At 66.9% G+C, this 20,168-nt stretch carries 20 protein-coding genes; 14 read left to right on the forward strand and 6 right to left on the reverse strand.

The annotated features are described in order from the left end of the window. Positions 1–8 precede the first annotated feature (8 nt). Complete coding sequence (locus tag ACZYY4_RS18255) at positions 9–1,718, reverse strand: 3-ketosteroid-delta-1-dehydrogenase (RefSeq protein ID WP_463811408.1); 1,710 nt, start codon at positions 1,716–1,718, stop codon at positions 9–11. Positions 1,719–1,891: 173 nt separating this feature from the next. Between ACZYY4_RS18255 and ACZYY4_RS18260 the strand changes: the two genes are divergently transcribed. Beyond that, on the forward strand, positions 1,892–3,043 hold the full coding sequence (locus ACZYY4_RS18260) for a Rieske 2Fe-2S domain-containing protein (RefSeq protein WP_463811409.1): 1,152 nt from the start codon (positions 1,892–1,894) through the stop codon (positions 3,041–3,043). Then, complete coding sequence (locus ACZYY4_RS18265) at positions 3,040–3,321, forward strand: ferredoxin (protein ID WP_463811410.1); 282 nt, start codon at positions 3,040–3,042, stop codon at positions 3,319–3,321. The genes ACZYY4_RS18260 and ACZYY4_RS18265 overlap by 4 nt, the downstream gene beginning before the upstream one ends. Before the next feature lie 26 nt (positions 3,322–3,347). Here ACZYY4_RS18265 and ACZYY4_RS18270 read toward each other — a convergent pair whose 3' ends face one another. From ACZYY4_RS18270 to ACZYY4_RS18280, 3 genes are all read right to left on the reverse strand, one after another. After that, positions 3,348–4,424 (reverse strand): hypothetical protein, encoded by a 1,077-nt coding sequence (locus ACZYY4_RS18270; RefSeq protein ID WP_463811411.1) that lies wholly within the window; start codon positions 4,422–4,424, stop codon positions 3,348–3,350. A gap of 120 nt (positions 4,425–4,544) precedes the next feature. Further along, positions 4,545–5,432: an SDR family NAD(P)-dependent oxidoreductase gene (locus ACZYY4_RS18275; protein ID WP_463811412.1), complete on the reverse strand. Its 888-nt coding sequence runs from the start codon at positions 5,430–5,432 to the stop codon at positions 4,545–4,547. Next, positions 5,429–7,354, reverse strand: a complete 1,926-nt coding sequence (locus tag ACZYY4_RS18280; RefSeq protein ID WP_463811413.1) for a flavin-containing monooxygenase — start codon at positions 7,352–7,354, stop codon at positions 5,429–5,431. The genes ACZYY4_RS18275 and ACZYY4_RS18280 overlap by 4 nt, the downstream gene beginning before the upstream one ends. A 101-nt stretch (positions 7,355–7,455) precedes the next feature. On the opposite strand from ACZYY4_RS18280, the gene ACZYY4_RS18285 reads away from it, so the two are divergent. The 12 genes from ACZYY4_RS18285 to ACZYY4_RS18340 all read left to right on the forward strand — a co-directional run bounded on the left by ACZYY4_RS18285 (position 7,456) and on the right by ACZYY4_RS18340 (position 19,115). Beyond that, on the forward strand, positions 7,456–9,066 hold the full coding sequence (locus ACZYY4_RS18285; protein ID WP_463811414.1) for a fatty acyl-CoA synthetase: 1,611 nt from the start codon (positions 7,456–7,458) through the stop codon (positions 9,064–9,066). 20 nt (positions 9,067–9,086) lie between these two features. Beyond that, complete coding sequence (locus ACZYY4_RS18290) at positions 9,087–10,193, forward strand: zinc-binding dehydrogenase (RefSeq protein WP_463811415.1); 1,107 nt, start codon at positions 9,087–9,089, stop codon at positions 10,191–10,193. A 22-nt stretch (positions 10,194–10,215) separates the two neighbouring features. Then, positions 10,216–11,634, forward strand: coding sequence for an aldehyde dehydrogenase family protein (locus ACZYY4_RS18295; protein ID WP_463811416.1), 1,419 nt, complete (start codon positions 10,216–10,218; stop codon positions 11,632–11,634). Continuing rightward, positions 11,631–12,416 carry a crotonase/enoyl-CoA hydratase family protein gene (locus ACZYY4_RS18300; protein ID WP_463811417.1) on the forward strand — a complete coding sequence of 262 codons (786 nt, stop codon included), beginning with the start codon at positions 11,631–11,633 and terminating at the stop codon, positions 12,414–12,416. The genes ACZYY4_RS18295 and ACZYY4_RS18300 overlap by 4 nt, the downstream gene beginning before the upstream one ends. Further along, positions 12,401–13,576, forward strand: a complete 1,176-nt coding sequence (locus ACZYY4_RS18305; RefSeq protein WP_463811418.1) for an acyl-CoA dehydrogenase family protein — start codon at positions 12,401–12,403, stop codon at positions 13,574–13,576. The genes ACZYY4_RS18300 and ACZYY4_RS18305 overlap by 16 nt, the downstream gene beginning before the upstream one ends. Continuing rightward, the gene (locus ACZYY4_RS18310) at positions 13,573–14,592 is read left to right on the forward strand and encodes an acyl-CoA dehydrogenase family protein (protein WP_463811419.1); all 1,020 of its coding nucleotides are present in this window, start codon (positions 13,573–13,575) and stop codon (positions 14,590–14,592) included. Before ACZYY4_RS18305 ends, ACZYY4_RS18310 begins: the two co-directional genes overlap by 4 nt. Positions 14,593–14,799: 207 nt before the next feature. Beyond that, on the forward strand, positions 14,800–15,240 hold the full coding sequence (locus ACZYY4_RS18315) for a nuclear transport factor 2 family protein (protein ID WP_463811420.1): 441 nt from the start codon (positions 14,800–14,802) through the stop codon (positions 15,238–15,240). A gap of 65 nt (positions 15,241–15,305) precedes the next feature. Beyond that, positions 15,306–15,839, forward strand: a complete 534-nt coding sequence (locus tag ACZYY4_RS18320) for a nuclear transport factor 2 family protein (RefSeq protein ID WP_463811421.1) — start codon at positions 15,306–15,308, stop codon at positions 15,837–15,839. After that, entirely contained in the window at positions 15,839–16,621 is a 783-nt protein-coding gene (locus ACZYY4_RS18325) for an SDR family NAD(P)-dependent oxidoreductase (RefSeq protein WP_463811422.1), read from the forward strand. The genes ACZYY4_RS18320 and ACZYY4_RS18325 overlap by 1 nt, the downstream gene beginning before the upstream one ends. 190 nt (positions 16,622–16,811) lie before the next feature. After that, positions 16,812–17,294, forward strand: a complete 483-nt coding sequence (locus tag ACZYY4_RS18330) for a polyketide cyclase (protein ID WP_463811423.1) — start codon at positions 16,812–16,814, stop codon at positions 17,292–17,294. 5 nt (positions 17,295–17,299) lie between these two features. Next, the gene (locus ACZYY4_RS18335; RefSeq protein WP_463811424.1) at positions 17,300–18,160 is read left to right on the forward strand and encodes an SDR family NAD(P)-dependent oxidoreductase; all 861 of its coding nucleotides are present in this window, start codon (positions 17,300–17,302) and stop codon (positions 18,158–18,160) included. Between the two features lie 10 nt (positions 18,161–18,170). After that, positions 18,171–19,115, forward strand: a complete 945-nt coding sequence (locus tag ACZYY4_RS18340) for an alpha/beta hydrolase (RefSeq protein WP_463811425.1) — start codon at positions 18,171–18,173, stop codon at positions 19,113–19,115. Here ACZYY4_RS18340 and ACZYY4_RS18345 read toward each other — a convergent pair. Together ACZYY4_RS18345 and ACZYY4_RS18350 are read right to left on the reverse strand one after the other, a co-directional pair. Further along, positions 19,097–19,765, reverse strand: a complete 669-nt coding sequence (locus ACZYY4_RS18345) for a Dabb family protein (protein WP_463811426.1) — start codon at positions 19,763–19,765, stop codon at positions 19,097–19,099. The two genes, ACZYY4_RS18340 and ACZYY4_RS18345, sit on opposite strands and share 19 nt — an antisense overlap. Then, the gene (locus ACZYY4_RS18350; protein WP_463811427.1) at positions 19,758–20,105 is read right to left on the reverse strand and encodes a hypothetical protein; all 348 of its coding nucleotides are present in this window, start codon (positions 20,103–20,105) and stop codon (positions 19,758–19,760) included. The genes ACZYY4_RS18345 and ACZYY4_RS18350 overlap by 8 nt, the downstream gene beginning before the upstream one ends. Positions 20,106–20,168: the final 63 nt, after the last annotated feature.

Raw genomic sequence — 20,168 nt, forward strand, 5'->3', positions numbered from 1 at the left:
CCCAAGGGCTACAGCGATTGCCCCGCCGCACCAGCCGCGTGGTGTGCTGCCACATACCCGTAGACCAGGCCCTGGGCGATGGTCGCCCCGGCGCCGGGGTAGCTGGCCCCGAACGCGTTGGCCGCGGTGTTGCCGATCGCATACAGGCCGTCGATGACGGTGCCGTCCTCACGAAGTGCCCGGGCACGGGAATCCGCCCGCACACCCCCGCAGGTGCCCAGGTCACTCAGCACGACCTGCACCGCATGGAACGGGCCGTCGCGCAGCGGACGCAGATTCGGATTCGGGCGGATCGTCGGGTCACCGTAGTAGTGGTCGTAGGCGCTGAGGCCGCGGCCGAAGTCGGGGTCTTGGCCGTTCGCGGCGAAGTCATTGAACCGGTCCATGGTGGCGCGGAACGCCTCGGGTGGAACACCGATGGCGCTACCCAGCGCAGTCAGATCATCACTGCGGTGCGCAATTCCGGCCTCGTACCAGGACTTCGGGATCGGCATCCGGGGAAATAGTTCTGCGGCCATCAGATAGCTGTTGCGGTAACGCTGGTCGAAGACCATCCACATCGACTCGACGGGGTTGCCGGCTTGCTCGCGCTCGAGCAGTCGCTGTCCGAAAGACATGTAATCGCAAGCCTCGTTGACGAATCGCTGCCCGTTCTGATCGACCAGCAGCGACCCCGGCAGGGATCGTTCGGCGAGCATCACCAGCGGATCGGCGCCCGGCAGCGCCGCGAAGGCTGGAAACCACCACGCCTGGTCCATCAGATCGGTGGCGGCGCCCAGTTCCTGCGCGACCTGTATTGCATCGCCGGTATTTCCTTCTGCGCCAAGACTGGTGTGTTCGCCCAGCGATTCGGACTGGAACTTCCAGCGCCAGTCCATCCGATGGTCAAAGCCACCGGCCGCCAGGACCACGCCGCGACGCGCGGTGACGGTGACCGGCTCGCCATCCCGGGTGAGCACTGCACCGGTGACCCGACCGTCCTGCGTGGTGAGGCGGGTGAGCGACGTTTCGGTCCACACCGGAATTCCGGCGCGTAGCACTCCGGCGAACATCCCGGCGGTCAGCGCCTGACCGCCCGCCACGTAGTTGCGCCCCAGTAGCAGGCCACCGAGCCCCTGGAATACCCGCAACATGATGCGGGGCAGTGACTTCCGGGGCGTCCGCGCCATCAGGTTGAGCCACCGGTAGTCGGCGCCGGTCACCGGCATCGGGAACGTCGCCTTCATGACACCGGGTCGCAGCCGACTGCGCTGGGGGCCGAGCCTGCGGGTGTTGAACGGGCGGCATTCACAGGTCCGGCCGACCGCGCTGCCGCCGGGCCTCTCCGGGTGGTAGTCGGAATAGCCCTTGGCCCAGGAGAATTTCATCGGCGTGGTCCGGCGCAGCATTTCCAGGGCGGCGCCGCTGTACTGCAAGAAGCTGTCGCTGCGTTCCGGGGGCGCCGTTCCGCCGACCACCGCACGAAGATAGCTGCGCGCCGCGTCCTCGGTGTCCGTCGAACCGGATGCCAGCAGCACCGGGCTGGCCGGCAGCCAGATCGCCCCACCCGAGCGTGCCGTCGAACCACCGACGTAGGACGTCTTCTCCACGATGAGTGACGACATGCCGAGTTCGTCGGCGGCCAGCGCCGCGGCCATGCCGGTACCGGATCCGACGACCAATAGGTCCACGGTCACCTCCGCAGCGGCCGACGGCACCTGGTCGAGATGTTGGCTCATCGTCTCACTTTCGTCGGAAGGGCTACGTCATGCACCCGTGATGCGAATTTTGCGCCAAAACAGCGCTCGACTGTAGCGACTCTCCTGGTGAGTGGAACACCGGGGCGATCAGCCAGAAGCACGGTGCTACAACGGTGTCCAGGCATGAATTGACTCGGAGAAGGGTGTTCGTTATGACGACGTCGCAGGCCGATTTGGGCGAGATGCGGCAGATCGAGGCGGGGACCGCCCCCACGCGATTCGCCCGCGGCTGGCACTGCCTGGGCCTGACGAGGGACTTGGGCGACGGCAAACCGCACGCCGTGCAGGCGTTCGGCGGCAAGATGGTTGTCTTCCGCGGCGGCAACGGCCGGCTGAACGTGCTGGACAGTTACTGCCGGCACATGGGCGGTGACCTGTCGCAGGGCACGGTCAAGGGCGACGAGATCGCCTGCCCGTTCCACGACTGGCGGTGGGGCGGCGACGGCCGGTGTAAGCAGATTCCGTACAGCAAGCGGGTGCCCAGGCTGGCCAGGACGACGGCGTGGACCACGCTGGAGCAGGACGGGATGCTGTTCGTGTGGAACGACCCCGAAGGCAAGCCGCCACCGGACGAGGTGACGATTCCGCGGATCGAGGGCGCTGACAGCGACCAGTGGACCGACTGGCACTGGTACACCACCGTGGTCAACACCAACTGCCGCGAAATCATCGACAACGTCGCCGATATGGCGCATTTCTTCTACGTGCACGGCTCCATGCCGACACAGTTCAAGAACATCTTCGAGGGGCATGTCGCAACGCAGTTCATGCGCAGCGGCAGCCGGCCGGACCTCCCGACCCCCGAAGGTGCCCCGACACTGCTCGGCACCACATCCGATGCGTCCTATTTCGGCCCGTCGTTCATGATCGATGACCTGACCTATCACTACGAACACGGCGACCAGAAGACGATTCTGCTCAACTGCCACTACCCCATCGACGCGAATTCGTTCGTGCTGCAGTACGGGATCATCGTCAAGAAGTCGGAGCACATGCCCGAGGAGGCGGCCGTTGCGGCAGCCACCGGGCTGGGAGATTTCGTCAAGTTCGGATTCGAGCAGGACGTGGCGATCTGGAAGTCCAAGGCTCGCATTGACAATCCGCTGCTGTGCGAGGAAGACGGCCCGGTTTATCAGTTACGCCGCTGGTATGAACAGTTTTACGTCGACGTGGCCGACGTGAAGGCCGAGATGGTCGACCGGTTCGAGTACGAGATCGACGTGACCCGCCCGTTGGAGACGTGGCAGCAGCAGGTCGATGAGAACGTGGCCCGGCAGGCGGCCCAAGTGGGTGCGTCCGGATGACGATCAGGGCCGACATCCGGCTCGCGGATTCGCCCTTGGTGCCGGTCGCCTGCGGCCGTTGCGGTGCGCAGGTGCGTGCCCGAAAGAGCAGTTGGCAGCAGACCACCGTGCAGTGGGATGCGGCGGCGCTGGCTGCCTGCGCTGAGCGGCGGGAGGACGAAGTGTCGGCGCCCCCGAACGGCGGGTCGTTCCTGGGCTGTTCGCAGTTGCGTGATTCGATCGAGGACGCGGTGCGCCACGGGGCGCTGCCGACCTTCGACGAAGGCGCCGCCACCTAGCAACGGCCGCTGCCCCCTGTCGCGAATCAAGCCATCTGGAAGCTGCTCAGCGGCGCCTGGTCGGGGTAGCTGGCCGGACCGCCCAGGTCGTAGACCGCGTTGATGGCGCTGATGAACCCCGGATCGTGCAGTGGGTCGCTGGGCACATCGAGCGTGATGCCCTTCTTGTGCACATCGTCGGTGAGCATGTCGATCGCCTTGTCGATGGTCAGGTCGTCGCTGCCGTCCATGTTCTTCTTCAACTCGTCGAAGTCGGAGAACACCTCCGCCGACCAGTGCACCAGGAAGCGAAGTTCGTCGGTGTGGTGCCGGGCGATGATCTCGTCGCCGTTCTTGAGCAGCCACGAATCTTCGGCGGCGGGGTCACCGGTGAATACGGTGTCGAAGGCCAAGCCGGCCGGCATCTGCTGCTCCAGCGGGCCGTTGGCCTCGCCGCGGTGCACCATCATCTCGTTCTGCACCAGTACGCCGCGGTTGTACACCGGCGGCAGAAGTCGTTGCGGTTGCTTCAGCGGCCCCTCGGGCCAGTAGGTGAAGCCGCTGGACTCGTCCAGCGAGAACCAGGTGATGACCTGTGCCATCTTGATCAAATAGTCGTGGAACAGACCCGATTTGCCCATCACACTGGTCAGCCAGGTCGGAGCGTTCTCATGGCGAACACCGCGGAAGCTGGGCGAGTCGAGATGCCCCGGATCGCGGTTGGCGCAGGGCCCGTTGATGTTGAACAGCATCAACTCGGGCTTGGCGTACTCGGCTTTCCAGTAGCTCTTCGCCAACTCGACGAACTCGGAGTTGTAGAAGCAGTCGTGCAGTTCGGGGTAGAGCACGGTGCCGTAGTTGGCCAGATACCCGCGGAACGTCGGAGTGAGGAACAGATCCAGCGACGGGGTGAACCCCTCGGGGAACGCGCCGCTCATGGTGGCCATCAGCTCCTCCGGCGAAGCGAAGTGCTGGGCGATGATCAGCCGCCACGGTCCCTCGTTCCGTACGACGTCGAGCAACCGTGCACGCTGATCGTCGGTGTAGACAGCGTCGACTTCCCGCGGCGGCGCTGCCGGTCGCAGGATGTCGGACAGCTCCATCCGCTGCTCGGGTGAAAGCATTGGTGGCTCCTTCAGCGTGTTGCTCGGTGATCTGATGCTGCAGTCGATCTTGGCGGTGGCGGACCTGCACTGGCCTACCGATGCCCGGTGATCGGGACAAAGAATTGGCGCAGCGGGCGATCAGATCCCGCCCGCGATGATGTTCGGGTTCGCCGTCGCCGGGGGCTCGAGCGGCGGTAGCGTCGCGGCCCCGTCGAGGCTGTGCACCGGCAACTTCTGCGACCACGGATAGTGCAGGCTGAACGCCACCAGGCCGGTGCGTTCGGCGGCCGGCAGGTGACACATCGCGAGCACCGTCTCGGCGAGGTATTCCACGGGTTCGGTGGGGAACCCGTCCGGGATCAGCGATGCCGCCCCCGGGGTGCGAACCGCGGTCGAGGGACCGACGCAGTTGACCGCTATGTTGGCGTCGAGCAACTCGGCGGCCACCCCCTGGGTGAAGCGATGCAGCGCGGCTTTGCATGATGCGTAGATGACGTCGCCGGACGTCTTGTTGTACTCGCGGTAGGGCCGCGCCGGGGCCACCCCGGTGGCCGAGCCGATGTTGACGATCCAGCCGGCGCCCTGGCTGCGCATCTGTGGAACCACGGCCTTGGTCAACACGAACGGTGTCCGCAGGTAGTGCTCCACGGTGCGGTCGAAGGTCTCCAGCGACATGTCGGCGATCACCGAATAGTCGGCGAAACCGGCGTTGTTGACCAGGATGTCGATCCGGCCGGTGCGGTCCAGCACCTCGTCGATCAGGCCGTCGCGGGCCGGCGGATCGTCGAGGTCGGCGGCCAGCCCGAACGCCGATCCACCGGCGCCTTCGATCAGCGCGATCGTCTCGTCGATGGTCCCGGGCATCGCCGCGCTGGTCCCCGCCCGGGTGGACGGCGACGGGGTGTGGGCGCGCGCCGTCACCGCGACGGTGGCGCCTGCGGCCGCCAGCCGCTGGGCGATCGCCCGCCCGATGCCGCGGCTGCTGCCGGTCACCAAAGCGGTTTTGCCGGTGAGTAATCGCGTCATCGTAGGGTGAAGTCTTCTTCGATCGGGGCCCGGTGCTGCTGCCATATGTCGACCAGCCGGTAGGGGGTGGACACCACCACACGGCCCGAACCCGATCGGTAGTAGGTGTGCGCGTTCGGGGTGTGGCACCACACGGTGCGGCTCATCGCCTCATCGATCCCGGCGACGTAGTCCCGGTAGGCCTGCTCGGTGACCTCCATGGTGGTGGTGCCGCGCAGCGCCATGAGTTGCAGGCATTCGACGATGTAGTGCGCCAGCACCTCCATCGAGAAGTTCGCACCCGCCCCGTGACCGGGGCTGTAGTTGGGCGCCGACATGACGAACAGATTGGGAAACCCCGGGACCGTGCCACCCCGGTAGGCGCGGGGGCTGTCGCCCCATTCGTCGGCCAGTTTCCTGCCGTCGCGGCCGCGGATGTCGATGGTGGACAAGAAGTCCAGATGGTAGCCGGTGGCATAGACGATGACGTCGAGGTCGATCTGCCGGCCGTCCTGGGTGACAATGCCTTTCGGGTTGACCTCGGCGGGCTCGCTGGCCTCCACGTCGACGTGCTCGCGCGTCAATGCCGCGTAGTAGCCGCCCGGGTCGCGGATGATCCGCTTGCCGTACGGCGCGAAGTCCGGGGTGACCTTCTTCGCCAGCTCGGTGTCCTTGCCGAACGTCGCCTCGATGTAGGCCAGGCACATCTGCAGCAGCACGTCGTTGGCCGGCGAGATGGACAGGTGATCCTTGGCCCACTCCGGATCTTGCAGGATGACCGGGTAGTTGTTGTCGGCGGTGCCCCAATAGGATTTCAGCCGGTTCCAATTCGCGTAGTACGGCAGGTGCCGTCCCAGGTAGCGGCGGTGTGCGGGGACCTCGTCGGTGAGCCGTTTACGGGGCGCCACCCAGTGCGGTTGGCGTTGGAACACCGTCAGGTGCTCCACCTCGTCGACGCATGCGTCGACGATCTGAACCGCAGTGCAGCCGGCCCCGATCATCGCCACCCTCTTGCCGCGCAGGTCCAGCGCCGGATCCCACAGTGCCGAGTGAATACTGCTGCCCGCGAAGGTGTCCCGACCTTTGACATCGGGCCAGCGGGGGCGGTTCAGGTAGCCGGTCGCGGCGATGACCACCCCGGCGTAGCTGACGTCGCGGCGCCCGTCGGCATCTACCGCGTGGATCTGCCACTGGCTGCGATCGTCGTCCCACCACAGCGCCTCGACCTCGGTGCCGAACCGGGTGTGCTCGCGCAGCTTGTGCTTGTCGGCGAGTGCCACCAGATAGTCCTGGTATTCGCCACCCTGCGGGTAGTAATTGCTCCAGTCCGGGTTCACCTCGCGCGACAGCGAGTAGTACGCCGACGGTGTGTCGACGCCGATGCCCGGGTAGGTGGTGGTCAACCAGGTGCCGCCGACCTCGTCGTTGCGGTCGAATATCTGGTAGGACACGCCCTCCTGCGCGACTGCGAGTGCGCTGGCGATTCCCGCGATACCCGCGCCGATGATGGCGACCGTCATGGTGGCGGGGATCGGCACGGTGCGCGGCAGCGTCGGCTGCGACCGCTGGAAGCCACCCTGCTCGAGCAGCAGATCAACATGCTCGTCGTCGACCTCCGAACCCAGCGCCGTCGGCAGCAACCGCACGAAGAAGTCCCGGTCGTCGGCGGGCACCGCGCCGGCGCGCCGAGGCGCACCCAGCGCGTCGACGATGTCGTTCACCAGCGCCTCGACAGTGGCGGGGTCGGTGACGCCGAGCCGCTCGGGCGGGTTGGGGACATGGGAGATCTTGGCCGCGTAGGTCTGCAGCACCGACGGGTCGCCGGTGAGCTGAGCCAGTACCGCCACCAAGACCCCCGGGTCGGCCTGACGCAGGTTGTCCCGTAGTTCGTCGGGATCGGGCGCGACCGGGCTCGCGGGTGACGTCGATTCAGCAGCGGTCATGACGTCGAGTATCAAAGGGCGCGGGCCACTTGGGCAGCGCTGTGTCTACTCAGCGGGAGACGACCGGTCCAAAGTGTCATTTCGGGCCTACCGTCGCCGGTATGCAGAGAGCGGAGGCCACCGACACTTTCGTAGCGCAGGCGCGCAGTCACGCCCTCGGCGACATTCCACGCCGGTCGGCTCGCAAACAGCCGGACAAGCCCGCCATCATCGACGACGCCAACGGCGTGACGCTGACCTTCGCCGAGTTCGATCACCTGGTGGACCGCGCGGCCGCCGCATTACACGACAACGGCTTTCGCCCGGGTGATCGCGTCGCGCTGCTGTCGCGCAACTGCTGGCAGTACGCCGTGCTGGCGTTTGCCACCGCGCGCGCCGCGGTGGTCCTGGTTCCGGTCAACTTCATGCTCACCGCAGCGGAAATCGGCTACATCCTCGGCCACAGCCGAGCTCGCGGATTCATCGTCGAAGCCGAGTTGATCCCGACCGCCGAGGAGGCGATGCAACTGGGCGCCGAGACAGCCGCGGCGGTCACGTCGAAGGTCGCGCTGATGCCGTCGGGACACGCCGCCCCGGCCCACTGGGACGATTTCGCACAGTGGTTGAGCACCGACACCGCCGCCCCGCAACTGCAGGTCGACGATGACCAGCTGGTGCGGCTGATGTACACCAGCGGAACCGAGTCGCGGCCCAAGGGCGCGATGCACACCAGCCGCAGCCTGCTGTGGCAGTACGTCAGCACGATCGTGGCCGGCGAGATGTCGTCCGACGACATCGAGATCCACTCACTGCCGCTCTACCACTGCGCGCAACTCGACAACTTCCTTGCCACCGACATCTATCTGGGGGCAACCAGCATCATCGTGGCGCGCCCGGACCCCGAATTGGTCCTGCGCACCATCGAACGCTACGGCGTCACCAGCTACTTCGCCCCGCCCACGGTGTGGATCTCGCTGCTGCGTTCCCCGATCTTCGCCGAGGTGGACCTGTCCAGCCTGCGCAAGGGTTACTACGGCGCATCGGCGATGCCGACCGAGATCCTCTGCGAGATCCGCGAGCGGCTACCGGAGCTGAGGTTGTGGAACTTTTACGGCCAGACCGAAATGGCACCCCTGGCAGCCGCGCTGGGACCCGCCGAGCAGGACACCCACCCCGGTGCGGCCGGGCGCCCGGTAGTCAACGTGGAGACTGCCATCTTCGGCGACGACGGCACCGCGGTGGCCACCGGGGTGGTCGGGGAAATCGTGCACCGCAGCCCGCATTTGATGCTGGGCTATCTCGACGATCCCGAACGCACCGCCGAGGCATTTCGCGCCGGCTGGTTCCACTCCGGTGACCTCGGCTACTACGACGACGACGGGCTGCTGCACGTCGTGGACCGCAAGAAGGACATGATCAAGACCGGTGGCGAGAACGTCGCCAGCCGAGAGGTCGAAGAAGTCGTGTACCGGCACAGCGGTGTCCAGGAAGTGGCAGTGTTCGGCCTGGCCCACCCGGTCTGGGTGGAGGCGGTGGTTGCCGCGGTGGTACTTCGCGACGGTGTCAGCCTGACCGAGGACGACATCTTGATCCACTGCCGCAAACACCTGGCCGGGTTCAAGACACCCAAACACATCTTCTTCGTCGAATCGTTGCCGAAGAACCCCAGCGGCAAGCTACTCAAACGCTTGCTGCGGGAACGTTTCACCCTCGAACAGCACACCTGTCAGTAAACGAAAGGCGACACAGTTCCGTGTATGAAGGCCGCATCGCGCGATTCGACGCTCCCGGTAAACCGTTTGAGATCGAGACCGTCCGGCTGCCGGACGTCGGTCCGGGCCAGATTCTGGTCAAGGTGACCCGCACCAACATCTGCGGCTCCGATCTGCACGCCTGGCACGGCACCTTCGCGACCCGCGGTCTCGGTGGGCAGCTGCCCACCGTCCTGGGTCATGAGATGGTCGGCGAGGTGGCGGCGCTCGGTGACGGTGTCACCGCGGACTCCAACGGCATGGCGCTCGAGCCCGGCACCCGGGTGGTGTTCCCCTACTTCTTCTCCTGCCACACCTGCCGAAACTGCCTTGCCGGCAGGCGAAATGCGTGTCAGAACCTGAAGATGGCGATGCTCGGCCGCGCCGACGAACCGCCGTACTTCGTCGGCGGCTATGGCGACTACTTCCTGCTGCCCGCCGGCGCGGTGGTCTACACGGTGCCCGATGCCGTCTCCGACGACATCGCCGCCGGCGCGAACTGCGCACTGTCCCAGGTGATGTACGGCCTGGACCGGGTCGACCAGCAGCTCGGTGAGTATGTGGTGGTGCAGGGCGCGGGCGCGCTGGGCTTGTATGCGGTCGCCGTCGCCAAGGCGCGCGGGGCCGCCTGCGTCATCGCCGTCGACGGGGTCCCCGAACGCCTGGAATTGGCGGCGGCATTCGGCGCGGACGCGGTCATCGACATCAACGAAGTCAGCACCGAGAAGGACCGCGCGAAGATCGTGCGCAAGCTCACGGACGGTCAGGGCGCCGATGTGGTGGTCGAGGTGGTCGGCCACCCGTCGGCAATCGACGAGGGCCTGAAGATGCTCGGCCAGTTCGGCCGCTACGTCGAGATCGGCAATATCAACATCGGCAAGACCTTCGAGTTCGACCCGTCACGATTCGTGTTCGGCAACAAGACCATGGTCGGCGTTTCGCTGTACGACCCGGCGGTGCTGGCCCGGGCGCTGGCCTTCCTCGAGCAGCACCAAGACCGGCTGCCATTGGACCGCCTTGCCGCAGCACACTATTCACTCGATGACATCAACGAGGCGTTTGCCGCCGCCGAAGGCAAGCGCGATGTCCGCGCCAGCATCGTGCCCTGACCACGGAAAGCAGAAGACAACCATGCACAACTACACGCGGACAACGCTGTTCATCGACGGGCAGTGGGTGACACCGCACGGTACCGATGTCATCGAGGTGATCAACCCGGCAACCGAGCAGGTGATCGGCTCGGTGCCCAGCGGTACGGCCGCCGACGTGGACGCGGCGGCAAACGCCGCCCGTCGCGCCTTCGACCCCCAGATCAGCGTGGCAGAGCGCCGCGAACGCGTCGCCGCGGTGATCGCGGCAATGGAGAAGCGCCTGCCGGACATCGCCGAAACGATCACCGCCGAAATGGGCGCGCCGCTGCGGATCGGGCAGACCGTACAGACGCAGGTGCCGCTGGCGGTGGCCCGGGGCTTCGCCGACGTGCTCGACACCTTCGAGTTCGAGGAACGAGTCGGTAACTCGCTGGTGGTCCGGGAGCCCTACGGCGTGGTCGGGGCGATCACACCGTGGAACTACCCGCTGTACCAGGTGGTGGCCAAGGTGTTGCCGGCGATCGCGGCGGGCTGCACCGTGGTGCTCAAACCCAGCAATGAGGCGCCGCTGTCGGTGTTCGAGTTCGTCGAAGCGGTCGAAGAGGCCGGCCTGCCCGCCGGGGTGGTGAACCTGGTGTCGGGGCCAGGCCGGGTGATCGGTGAGCGGATCGCTTCGCATCCCGAAATCGACTTCGTCTCGTTCACCGGCTCGACCGGGGTCGGAGTGCGGGTCGCCGAACTGGCCGCGCAGTCGGTGACGAAAGCGGCGCTGGAACTCGGCGGGAAATCGGCCAACGTCATCCTCGACGGCGCTGACCTGGCGACCGCGGTGAAAGTCGGTGTCGGGAACGCCTTCCTCAACGGCGGTCAGACCTGTATGGCGTGGACGCGGATGCTGGTCCCGAAGGCCCGCTACGGCGAGGCTCTCGAGCTGATCGAAGCGGCCGTCTCCCGATACACGGTGGGCGATCCGCTCGACCCGGCCACCCGCATCGGGCCGTCGGCCTCGGCATCGCAGTTCGCAACCGTGCGCGGATTCATCGAGCGCGCCCAGCGGGATGGCGCGCGGCTGCTGACCGGCGGTGCCGAGAAGATCCGCGATGTGGGCTACTACGTCGCCCCGACGGTCTTCGTCGATGTCGACCCCGACTCCGAACTCGGCCAGGAGGAAGTGTTCGGTCCGGTACTCGCCGTCATCGGCTTCGACGACGAAGCCGACGCCCTGCGCATCGCCAACGGCACCCCCTACGGCCTGTCCGGGGCGGTGTGGGCGAAGGACACCGACACCGCCGTCGCGTTCGCGCGCGGGGTGCAGTCCGGTCAACTCGATATCAACGGCGGCCCCTACAACCCCGTCGCGCCGTTCGGCGGCTACAAGAAATCCGGTATCGGTCGCGAGCTGGGCCGGGCGGGCTTCGAGGAATATCTGCAGACCAAGTCCCTACAGTTGCCAGCATGAACAATCCCGTCGACCCCCTGGTCATCGACACCCACGGCCCGACACAGGTCTGGACGATCAACCTGCCCCAGGTGGGAAATGCGATCACCGACCCCGGCTTCATCGCCGCGTTCGAGGCCGCCGTCGATCGCGCGAACGCCGACACCGCCATCCGTGCGGTGATCCTCACCGGCGAGGGCAAGATCTTCTCGGGTGGGGGCAACGTCAAGGAGATGGCCGATCGGGAGGGGATATTCGGTCTGGACCCGCTCGATCAACGCCACGCCTACATCGACGGCATCCAGCGGATCCCCCGGGCGCTCGGCCGCCTCGAGGTCCCACTGATCGGTGCCATCAACGGGCCGGCCATCGGAGCGGGCTGCGACCTGGCGATGATGTGCGACATCCGCGTCGCCTCCGAGCGGGCGTCGTTCGCCGAGAGCTTCGTGCAGATCGGTCTCATCCCCGGTGACGGCGGCACCTGGTTCCTGCCGCGCGCCGTGGGCCATGAGCGTGCCGCGGAGATGACGTTCACCGGTGACCGGATCGACGCGGCTACCGCCCTTTCCTGGGGCATGGTCAGTCGCGTGGTGCCGCACGACGACCTGCTGCCGCAGGCGCACGCGCTCGCCGAGCGCATCACCAAGAACCCCGCGCACGCGTTGCGGATGGCCAAGCGGCTGCTGCAGGAGTCCCGTAGCGGTTCACTCGAGTCGACACTGGGCATGGCCGCGGCCATGCAACCGCTGGCGCACCGCGCCACCGAGCACGAGCAGCGCATCTCCCGATGGCGGACCCGATAGTGGCCCCGACGACGCTGCCCAGGCTGGTTCCACCCGCCACCGTCGACGCTTCGGAGACGCAGGACCTGCGCACCGAGGTCCGGCAGTTCCTCGCCGAGCAGCTGGCTGCCGGATTGTTCACCCCGGCGGTCGACAGTTGGCTCTCGGGCTGGGACGAGAACTTCACCGCCGCGCTGGCCGCGCGTGGCTGGCTGGGGATGACGGTGCCGGTCGAATACGGCGGGCACGGGCGCTCATTCCTGCACCGGTTCGTCGTCACCGAGGAACTGCTGGCGGCCGGCGCGCCCGTTGCGGCCCATTGGATCGCGGATCGGCAGATCGTGCCGTCGCTGCTCAAGTACGGCACCGAAGTGCAGAAGTCGCAGTTCCTGCCGCGGATCGTGCGAGGAGAGTGCTTCTTCGGTATCGGCATGAGCGAACCGGACTCCGGATCCGACCTGGCCAGTGTGCGCACCAAGGCCGAGCGGGTCGACGACGGTTGGAAGCTGACCGGCACGAAGGTCTGGACCTCGGGCGCGCACCGCGCCCATGCGTTCATCGTGCTGGCCCGCACCGCACCGGTCGACGCCGCGCATCGGCATGCCGGACTGAGCCAGTTCATCGTGGACTTGGGTGGGCCCGGCGTCGAGGTCCGCCCGGTGATCTCGATGAACGGTGCCCATCACTTCAACGAGGTCATCCTCGACGAGGCCTTCGTCCCCGACACCATGGTCTTCGGCGAGATCGGCGAAGGCTGGCGGCAGGTGACCTCCGAGCTGGCCTTCGAGCGCAGCGGGCCCGAGCGGTTCCTGTCCACCTTCAGGCTGCTCGCCGCGGCCGCTGAAAGCATGTCCGCGCAGCGGATTTCACCCGATGCCCAGCTGGGGCGCCTGGTAGCGCGCGTCGCGGGCCTGCACCAGATGTCCGCCGCGGTGGCGGGCGCACTGGAACGCCACGACCCCGCCGACGTGCCCGCTGCGGTGGTCAAGGTGCTCGGCACAACCACCGAGGGCGACATCGCCGACTTCGCCGATTTGCACGGCGGCCTGGACCGCGCCGTGGATCCTGCGTTCGCCGACCTGGTTTCGGCTGCGATAGACCAGCGTCCGGGCTTCACGCTGCGCGGTGGCACCAACGAGGTGCTTCGCGGTGTGATCGCACGGGGATTGGGGATGCGATGACCACCGCCGTCGATTCGCAGCTCATCGACATGATGGGTGCCGTGTTTGCCGAGTACCGCGAGACGCACTCACCCGCAGCAGCCGTCGAATGTGACCGCGGATTGTGGCGTCGCCTCGACGAACTCGGCCTGGTGCGCCTCACCGGCGCAGCGACTTCCGGCGGCAGCGGCGCCGGCTGGTACGAGGCCACCGAACTGCTCGCCGCCGCCGTGCGCCACGGGGTGCGAATTCCTTTGGCCGAACATGACTTATTGGCGTGCTGGCTGTCGGACGCGCTCGGGGTTCCGGCCGGCGACGCGGTACGCACGGTGTGCCTGCTCGACGAACGGGGCGTGGCGAATGCGGTGCCCTGGGCGTCCGGCGCGGACCGGATCCTGCTGGTGTGGCAGGCCGGGGGCGAACACTACGCGGCCGATACCGCCACCGGGGATCTCGAGATCACCCCGGGCGTCAACATGATCGGCGAGCCACGCGACACGGTGACCGCAGACCCTGCGGGCCTGCTGGGTGTGCCGGTGGCTGCGGGTCTGGTCGAGCAGCTCCGGCTGAAGTCGGCACTGGTGCGCTCGATCCAGGTCTGCGCCGCACTCGACCGGATTCTGGAGCTGTCGATCGAGCATGTGGCCTCCCGGCTGCAGTTCGGCCGTCCACTGTCCAAGTTCCAGGCGATACAAAACCTGGTATCCGACATCGCGGCCGAGGCCGCACTGGCCCGGGCCGCGACCGAGGCCGCACTGTCGGCGGCCGTCACCGGCGACTGGTCCGGCCCCCAGCTGGATTTCCTTGTCGCCGCGGCCCGTTCGTGTACCGGACACGCCACATCGGTGGTGGTGCGCAACGCCCACCAGGTGCACGGCGCCATCGGCACCACCCGCGAGCACCGGCTGCACGAGTTCACCCGGGCGGCGCTGGCATGGCGCTCGGAGTTCGGTTCGGTCACCTACTGGGACGAACAGGTCACCGATGCGGCGCTGCGTGTGGGCCAAGACGGGCTGTGGAGCCTGATCACCGGCTGACGTCATAGCGGTGACGCCCAGGGTGGTGTCAGCGAGAGCTCCGCGATCCTTCAGAGCCCTTCCGCTGACCGGGAAGACGGACTTCCGGGCGGGCATCTCGGGCGATAGGTTCACGATTCATTTCCCGTTGCGCGGTTGCATGCTGCGATCGAAGTAGTCGCAGTCCGAATCGGGGCGGCGGCGCCCCAAACAGGAGGGTCGCCTGCGATGACTACTACCGATGGCGACCGCTCGTTCGACGATGAGCGGGCGGTCGAGCGCGAGTTGATCCGGTTCGCGCGAGCCATGGACGACCGGGACTGGGCGACACTGGCCACCATCCTCACCGACGACGCCGTCGGCGACCTCGGTAGCGGGCCGTTGCAGGGCAGCGCGGCAATCATTGCCCTGATTCGCTCTTACCTCGACCACTGTGGGACCACCCAGCATCTGTTGGGCAACATCGTGGTTGACGTGACGGGCGACACCGCGGTCAGCAGGGCCTACGTCCACGATCTACACCTGTCCACCGGGCAACCGCAGGCCACGTTCCACACCCTCGGCGACTATCACGACCGATGGGAGCGCCGCGACGGCAGATGGCGCCTTGTCGAGCGGATGAAGGACAACCGCGGGACCGTCGGATCGTTGGAGGTGTTCGATGCCTGATCTGCTGGGCTCGTAGCGGAAATCACGGGGCCCCGAACCGATTTAACACACCGAAAGGATGATCTATGACGTCTTCCTCGTCTACTTCGAGCTCCTCAGAACTCATACTGCAGGCCGATGAGTTGGAAGCCATTCGGCAGCTCAAAGCGCGCTACTTCCGACTTATGGACACCAAGGACTGGGATGCCTGGCGCGAGGTCTTCGCCGAGGATGTGATCGGCGTTTTCGATAACGCCGTATCGACCAACGGGGCCGATGGACAACCCGGCCCGACTTGGGAAGGCGTCGAGGTGCTCGTGTCCTCGATTCGTGCGGCGATCGAAGAATGCACGACCGTACACCACGGTCACACCCCCGAGATCACGCTGACGTCGCCCACCACCGCGACGGGCACTTGGGCGATGGCCGACATCGTGGACTTCCCGAACGGCTACACGCTGCACGGAGCTGGGCATTACCACGAGACTTACACCAAGAACGCGGGGTCCTGGCGCATCCAGTCCATCCACCTCACCCGGACCCGAATGCTGTTCAGCCTGTCTCCAGGAATGAACACAGCCGACGACGCTCGCGTCATCGCAGACGAAAGGATCTCATGATGGAACGCTTCGCTGATCGACGGATCATTGTCACCGGCGCAGGTGGAGGAATCGGCGCAGCCACGGTGGCGCGCCTCCTCGATGAGGGCGGCACTGTGGTGGCGTACGACACCTCCTCCGACGGACTAGCCGCCACCTCGGCGGCCGCCGACGAGGCTGGGGCCGGCAAGCGATTGACGACGGCCGTGCTCGACATATCCGACGAGGGTGCCGTTACGGCTGCTGTGCAGACGGCTGTTGAGGAACTCGGCGGTCTCGATGTGCTGGTCAACGCCGCGGCCGTGCAGCGGTGCGCGCACACCCACGAGCACACGCTCGAGGACTGGAACGCCACTTTGGCGATCAACCTGACGGGTACGTTCCTCATGGTGCGGCAGGCGCTGCCCGCACTGTTGGAGTCCGGTCGCGGTGTGGTCGTCAACTTCACCTCCACGTCGGCGTCGTTCGCCCATCCGTACATGGCGGCCTACGCCGCAAGCAAGGGCGGTGTGTTGGCCTTCACCCACGGGTTGGCTCTCGAATACGCCAAGCAGGGTTTGCGAGCGGTGAACATCCAACCCGGCGGCGTTGCAACCGATTTAGCGCTGAGCACGCTGGACAAGATGCCCGACGGTTACGACCTGGGGTTGTGGGCGAAGCAGACGCCGCTGCTGCACGGCAGCGATGGTGGCATCCTGGGAGACCCGCGTTCAGTGGCCTCGGTCATCGCGATGGTGGCCTCCGACGACGGGTGTTTCATCACCGGTACCGAGATCAGGATCGACGGAGGCGCACACGCCTGAATTGGCACGTGCTGGTTCGCGCGGTCGCACTGCGCGGCACCGCGACCTCGACCAGGCTGTTGCCACCACCGAGTCGGTCGGTTTTCAACGGACCGGACTGCTCATCGGGTTCGGTCCCGGAACCGGCCCATGTTCCACTGACCGGACAAGGGGTGTCCCGCGGATCGCCCGGTGGCGGTTGACTCGGACCATGAGCAACGACATCACGCTGTCCGAACTGCAGGAGTTCATTGCCGGCTTCTGGTACCACTACGACCAGGGCCACTTCGGCGAGCTCGAGGTCCGAATCGCCGATGAGATGGAATACCTCAGCCGCTCCGATTCCGGTGCCTGCCCCTTCGAGGAGCTCCTGGCCGCCGAACTGCACGGCGGCGCGCAGACCCTGGCTTGGCTTACCGCGCACCGCAACGAGAACCCCTACCCGCTGCGGCACCACGCGACCAACATCTTCCGGACCGGAACCGATGGGGCGGTGACCAATGCCCGCTTCTATCTGTTCGTCAACCTGATCAGAGCTGCGGTGCCGTATGCGGTCTCCAGCGGCGTGGTGGACGTCGGGGTGCGGCGCGGCCCCGACGGGCTGGTGTTCACGTCGATGAACGTCGTGCTCGACGCTGAAGATTCGGTGCCCTTCGCCGACTACAGCAGCGCAGCCGCCACAGCCGGCTCATAGTCGCCATGACTGCCCAGGAGGTGTTCGGTGGCGGCGTCGCCGTCATCACCGGCGCGGGCGCCGGCATCGGAGCCGGACTGGCGCGGCACGCCTCCCAGCTCGGAATGACCGTCGTACTGGCCGATATCGACGCCGACGCGATCGCGGACCTGCGTGACGAACTGGCCGAAGATGGCGGCAGCGCCATCGATATCGGATGTGATGTCCGTGATCCGGAGGCGGTGCAGGCGCTCGCCGATCGCACCTACCGTGAGGTGGGCCCGGTGCGGCTGTTGGTGAACAACGCCGGTATCGAACAATTCGGTTATTTGTGGGACACACCGGTCGACAACTGGAACCGGGTCCTCGACATCAACATCAGCGGTGTGTTCCACGGGATTCGGGCATTTCTGCCGAAGATGATCGCAGCCGCGACGCCGGCATGGGTGTGGAACGTGTCCTCGATCGGCGGGGTGGCCGTCGTCCCGTTGCAGGCGCCCTACATCATGAGCAAGCACGCCGTGCTGGCACTGACCGAATGCCTGCACCTGGAGGTGCAGCAGGCCGGCCACAGCCACATTCATGTGCAGGCACTGCTGCCGGGAGCCGTGGCCTCCAACATCTTCGAAGCCGCCGGCGGAGTGGCCGACGGAGATACCGACGCGGCGGAATCGCAACGCTCCGCCATGCTCGACATCAAGGCCGGCGCAATGGATCCCGTCGCCGCCGCCGAGGTGGTGTTCGAGCAGTCCGCGGCGGGCCGGTTCTACCTGCTCACCCAGCCCGACTACGTCGGCTCGGCGATGGCCGAGCGGGCCCAGGTGTTGATCAGCCAGGATCCGCCGGCACCGCGCGGGAAACGCCGGTTCGACCCGGCCCGGCACTGAATTGACCGCCATGCCAGTCCCCCAGCTCGATCCCGATGCCGCGGCTCGCGTCGAATCCTTCGGCGAGATACCGCCGATGCGACAGCGCGGCCTGGCGGCGGTGCGCCATGGCATCGAATCGGCCCCGCATCCCGACGGGATGCCGGCCATGGCGCACATCGAGGACCGCTCGATTCCCGGGCCGGCCGGGGACATCCCGCTTCGGATCTACCGGCCGACGACCGGGTCCGCGGCACCGGTGTTGGTGTATCTCCACGGCGGCGGCATGGTGTTGGGCTCCAACCACTCGTTCGAGCCGTTGGCCAGGGCGCTGGCCTCGGCATCGGGCGCCGCCGTTGTCTCCGTCGACTACCGCTTGGCCCCGGAAGCACCGCCGCCGGCCCAGTTCGACGACGCCTACGCCGCCACCACCTGGGTGTCTGAGCACGCGGACTTGATAGACGTCGACCCGACGCGATTGGTTGTCGTCGGCGACAGCGCGGGTGGCTCGCTGGCCGCTGCCGTCGCGCTGGCCGCGCGCGATCATGCGGGGCCACCGATCTGCTGTCAGGTGCTGCTGTACCCCGGGCTGGACCGGGACATGGGTGCCGCGTCGATCACCGCGCTCACCGACGCGCCGCTGCTGTGTCACGACGACATCGTCTTCATGCAGGCTCTCGCCGACGCGGGAACCGGCGCCCCGCACGATCACTACCGGGTGCCGGCCTATGCGAGCGACGTGAGCGGCTTACCGCCGGCCATCGTCGTCACCGCCGGCTGTGATCCGATCCGGGACTGGGGTGAGCGCTACGCCGCGCGGCTGCGCGACGCCGGGGTGCAGACCACCTCGACCCGGTACCCGGGCATGTACCACGGCTTCCTGATGCGCTCGGATGCCACGGCGCGGGGCCGGCTTGCCATTGCGGAGATCGGCGCGCTGCTGCGGGCGAAATTCGCTTATCCGCTGCCCTTTTGAGCTTCCCCGCCGGCGTCGACCAGTACCGGGGAATCACAGCGGCAGAAGCTGTGGCAGACGCGATCTCGGACAATGAACTCCGGGCATTCCGGGTCGAACCAGCGGTCGACGTAAGCCCAGTGGATCGGGTGCATGAGGTAGGGCCCGGTGAGTCCGTCGAGATCGCGGAACTCCTGCTCCCACACATGTGTCCACGCGCTGGCGCCGGTGGCCACCTCCACCCGGCTGAGCTGCCAGGCCGTGATCGCCGGAATGAAGTCGGTCATCGCCAGCAGGTCGGATTCGAAACGAGCCACCGCCTCCTGCGGTGTGTCGGGTGCGACGCGCAGCAACAGTGTGCGATAGACCGAGCCGGTGGCCGACGGGCTCGCGGCTCCGACGCCCGAGGTCTGATATTCGGCACCGTCGACGTGGTCGACCAGAGGGCTCGCCAGCGCGGCGTCGATGTCATCGCGGGCCGCGCCCCAGTGTTCGGCCACCTGAAACTGCAGGTGCACCAATAGATCCCCACCGTTACGCACCCCCGGCAGGGTGGGCTCCACCAATGTGCGCACGGCGCCAGACCGTGCGGCCGCCGCTCGCAGGGCACCGAGCAGTTGATCGGGATCGGTGTTGGGGGCCAAGTGAATCAGCCGGGTGACTTTATACATTGCAGAGCCCGTCGACATCGTCGGCGGCGGCGGCCACCGAGCGGGACCGCTCGACCACCAGCTCGTCGATCTTGTCCCACCACGCCCCGAGGGCCCGGTCCGGTCTGCCCTGCCACGTCATCTCCCACCAGGCTTGCGCACCGGGCAGCATCCAGGTCACGGTGACGGTGTTCGACGCGTCGGAGAGCCAGACCGGCGGGCTCACCAGCACGTGCTGCAAGGTCATCCCGCGCTCGACGGCGCCGGGGGCGTACTCGGCCAGATAGGTGTCGACGAATTCGCGTGCACGTCCCGGTTTGGTGACCACCCGGTCGACGACGTAGACGGTGGCATCGGCCATCCCAAGAGGCTAGTCAGCAGGCGCTTCTCGTCGACACCACGACTCCCACCCACCGGGAGTCGT

Source organism: Mycobacterium sp. IDUB_21, from assembly GCF_055419425.1.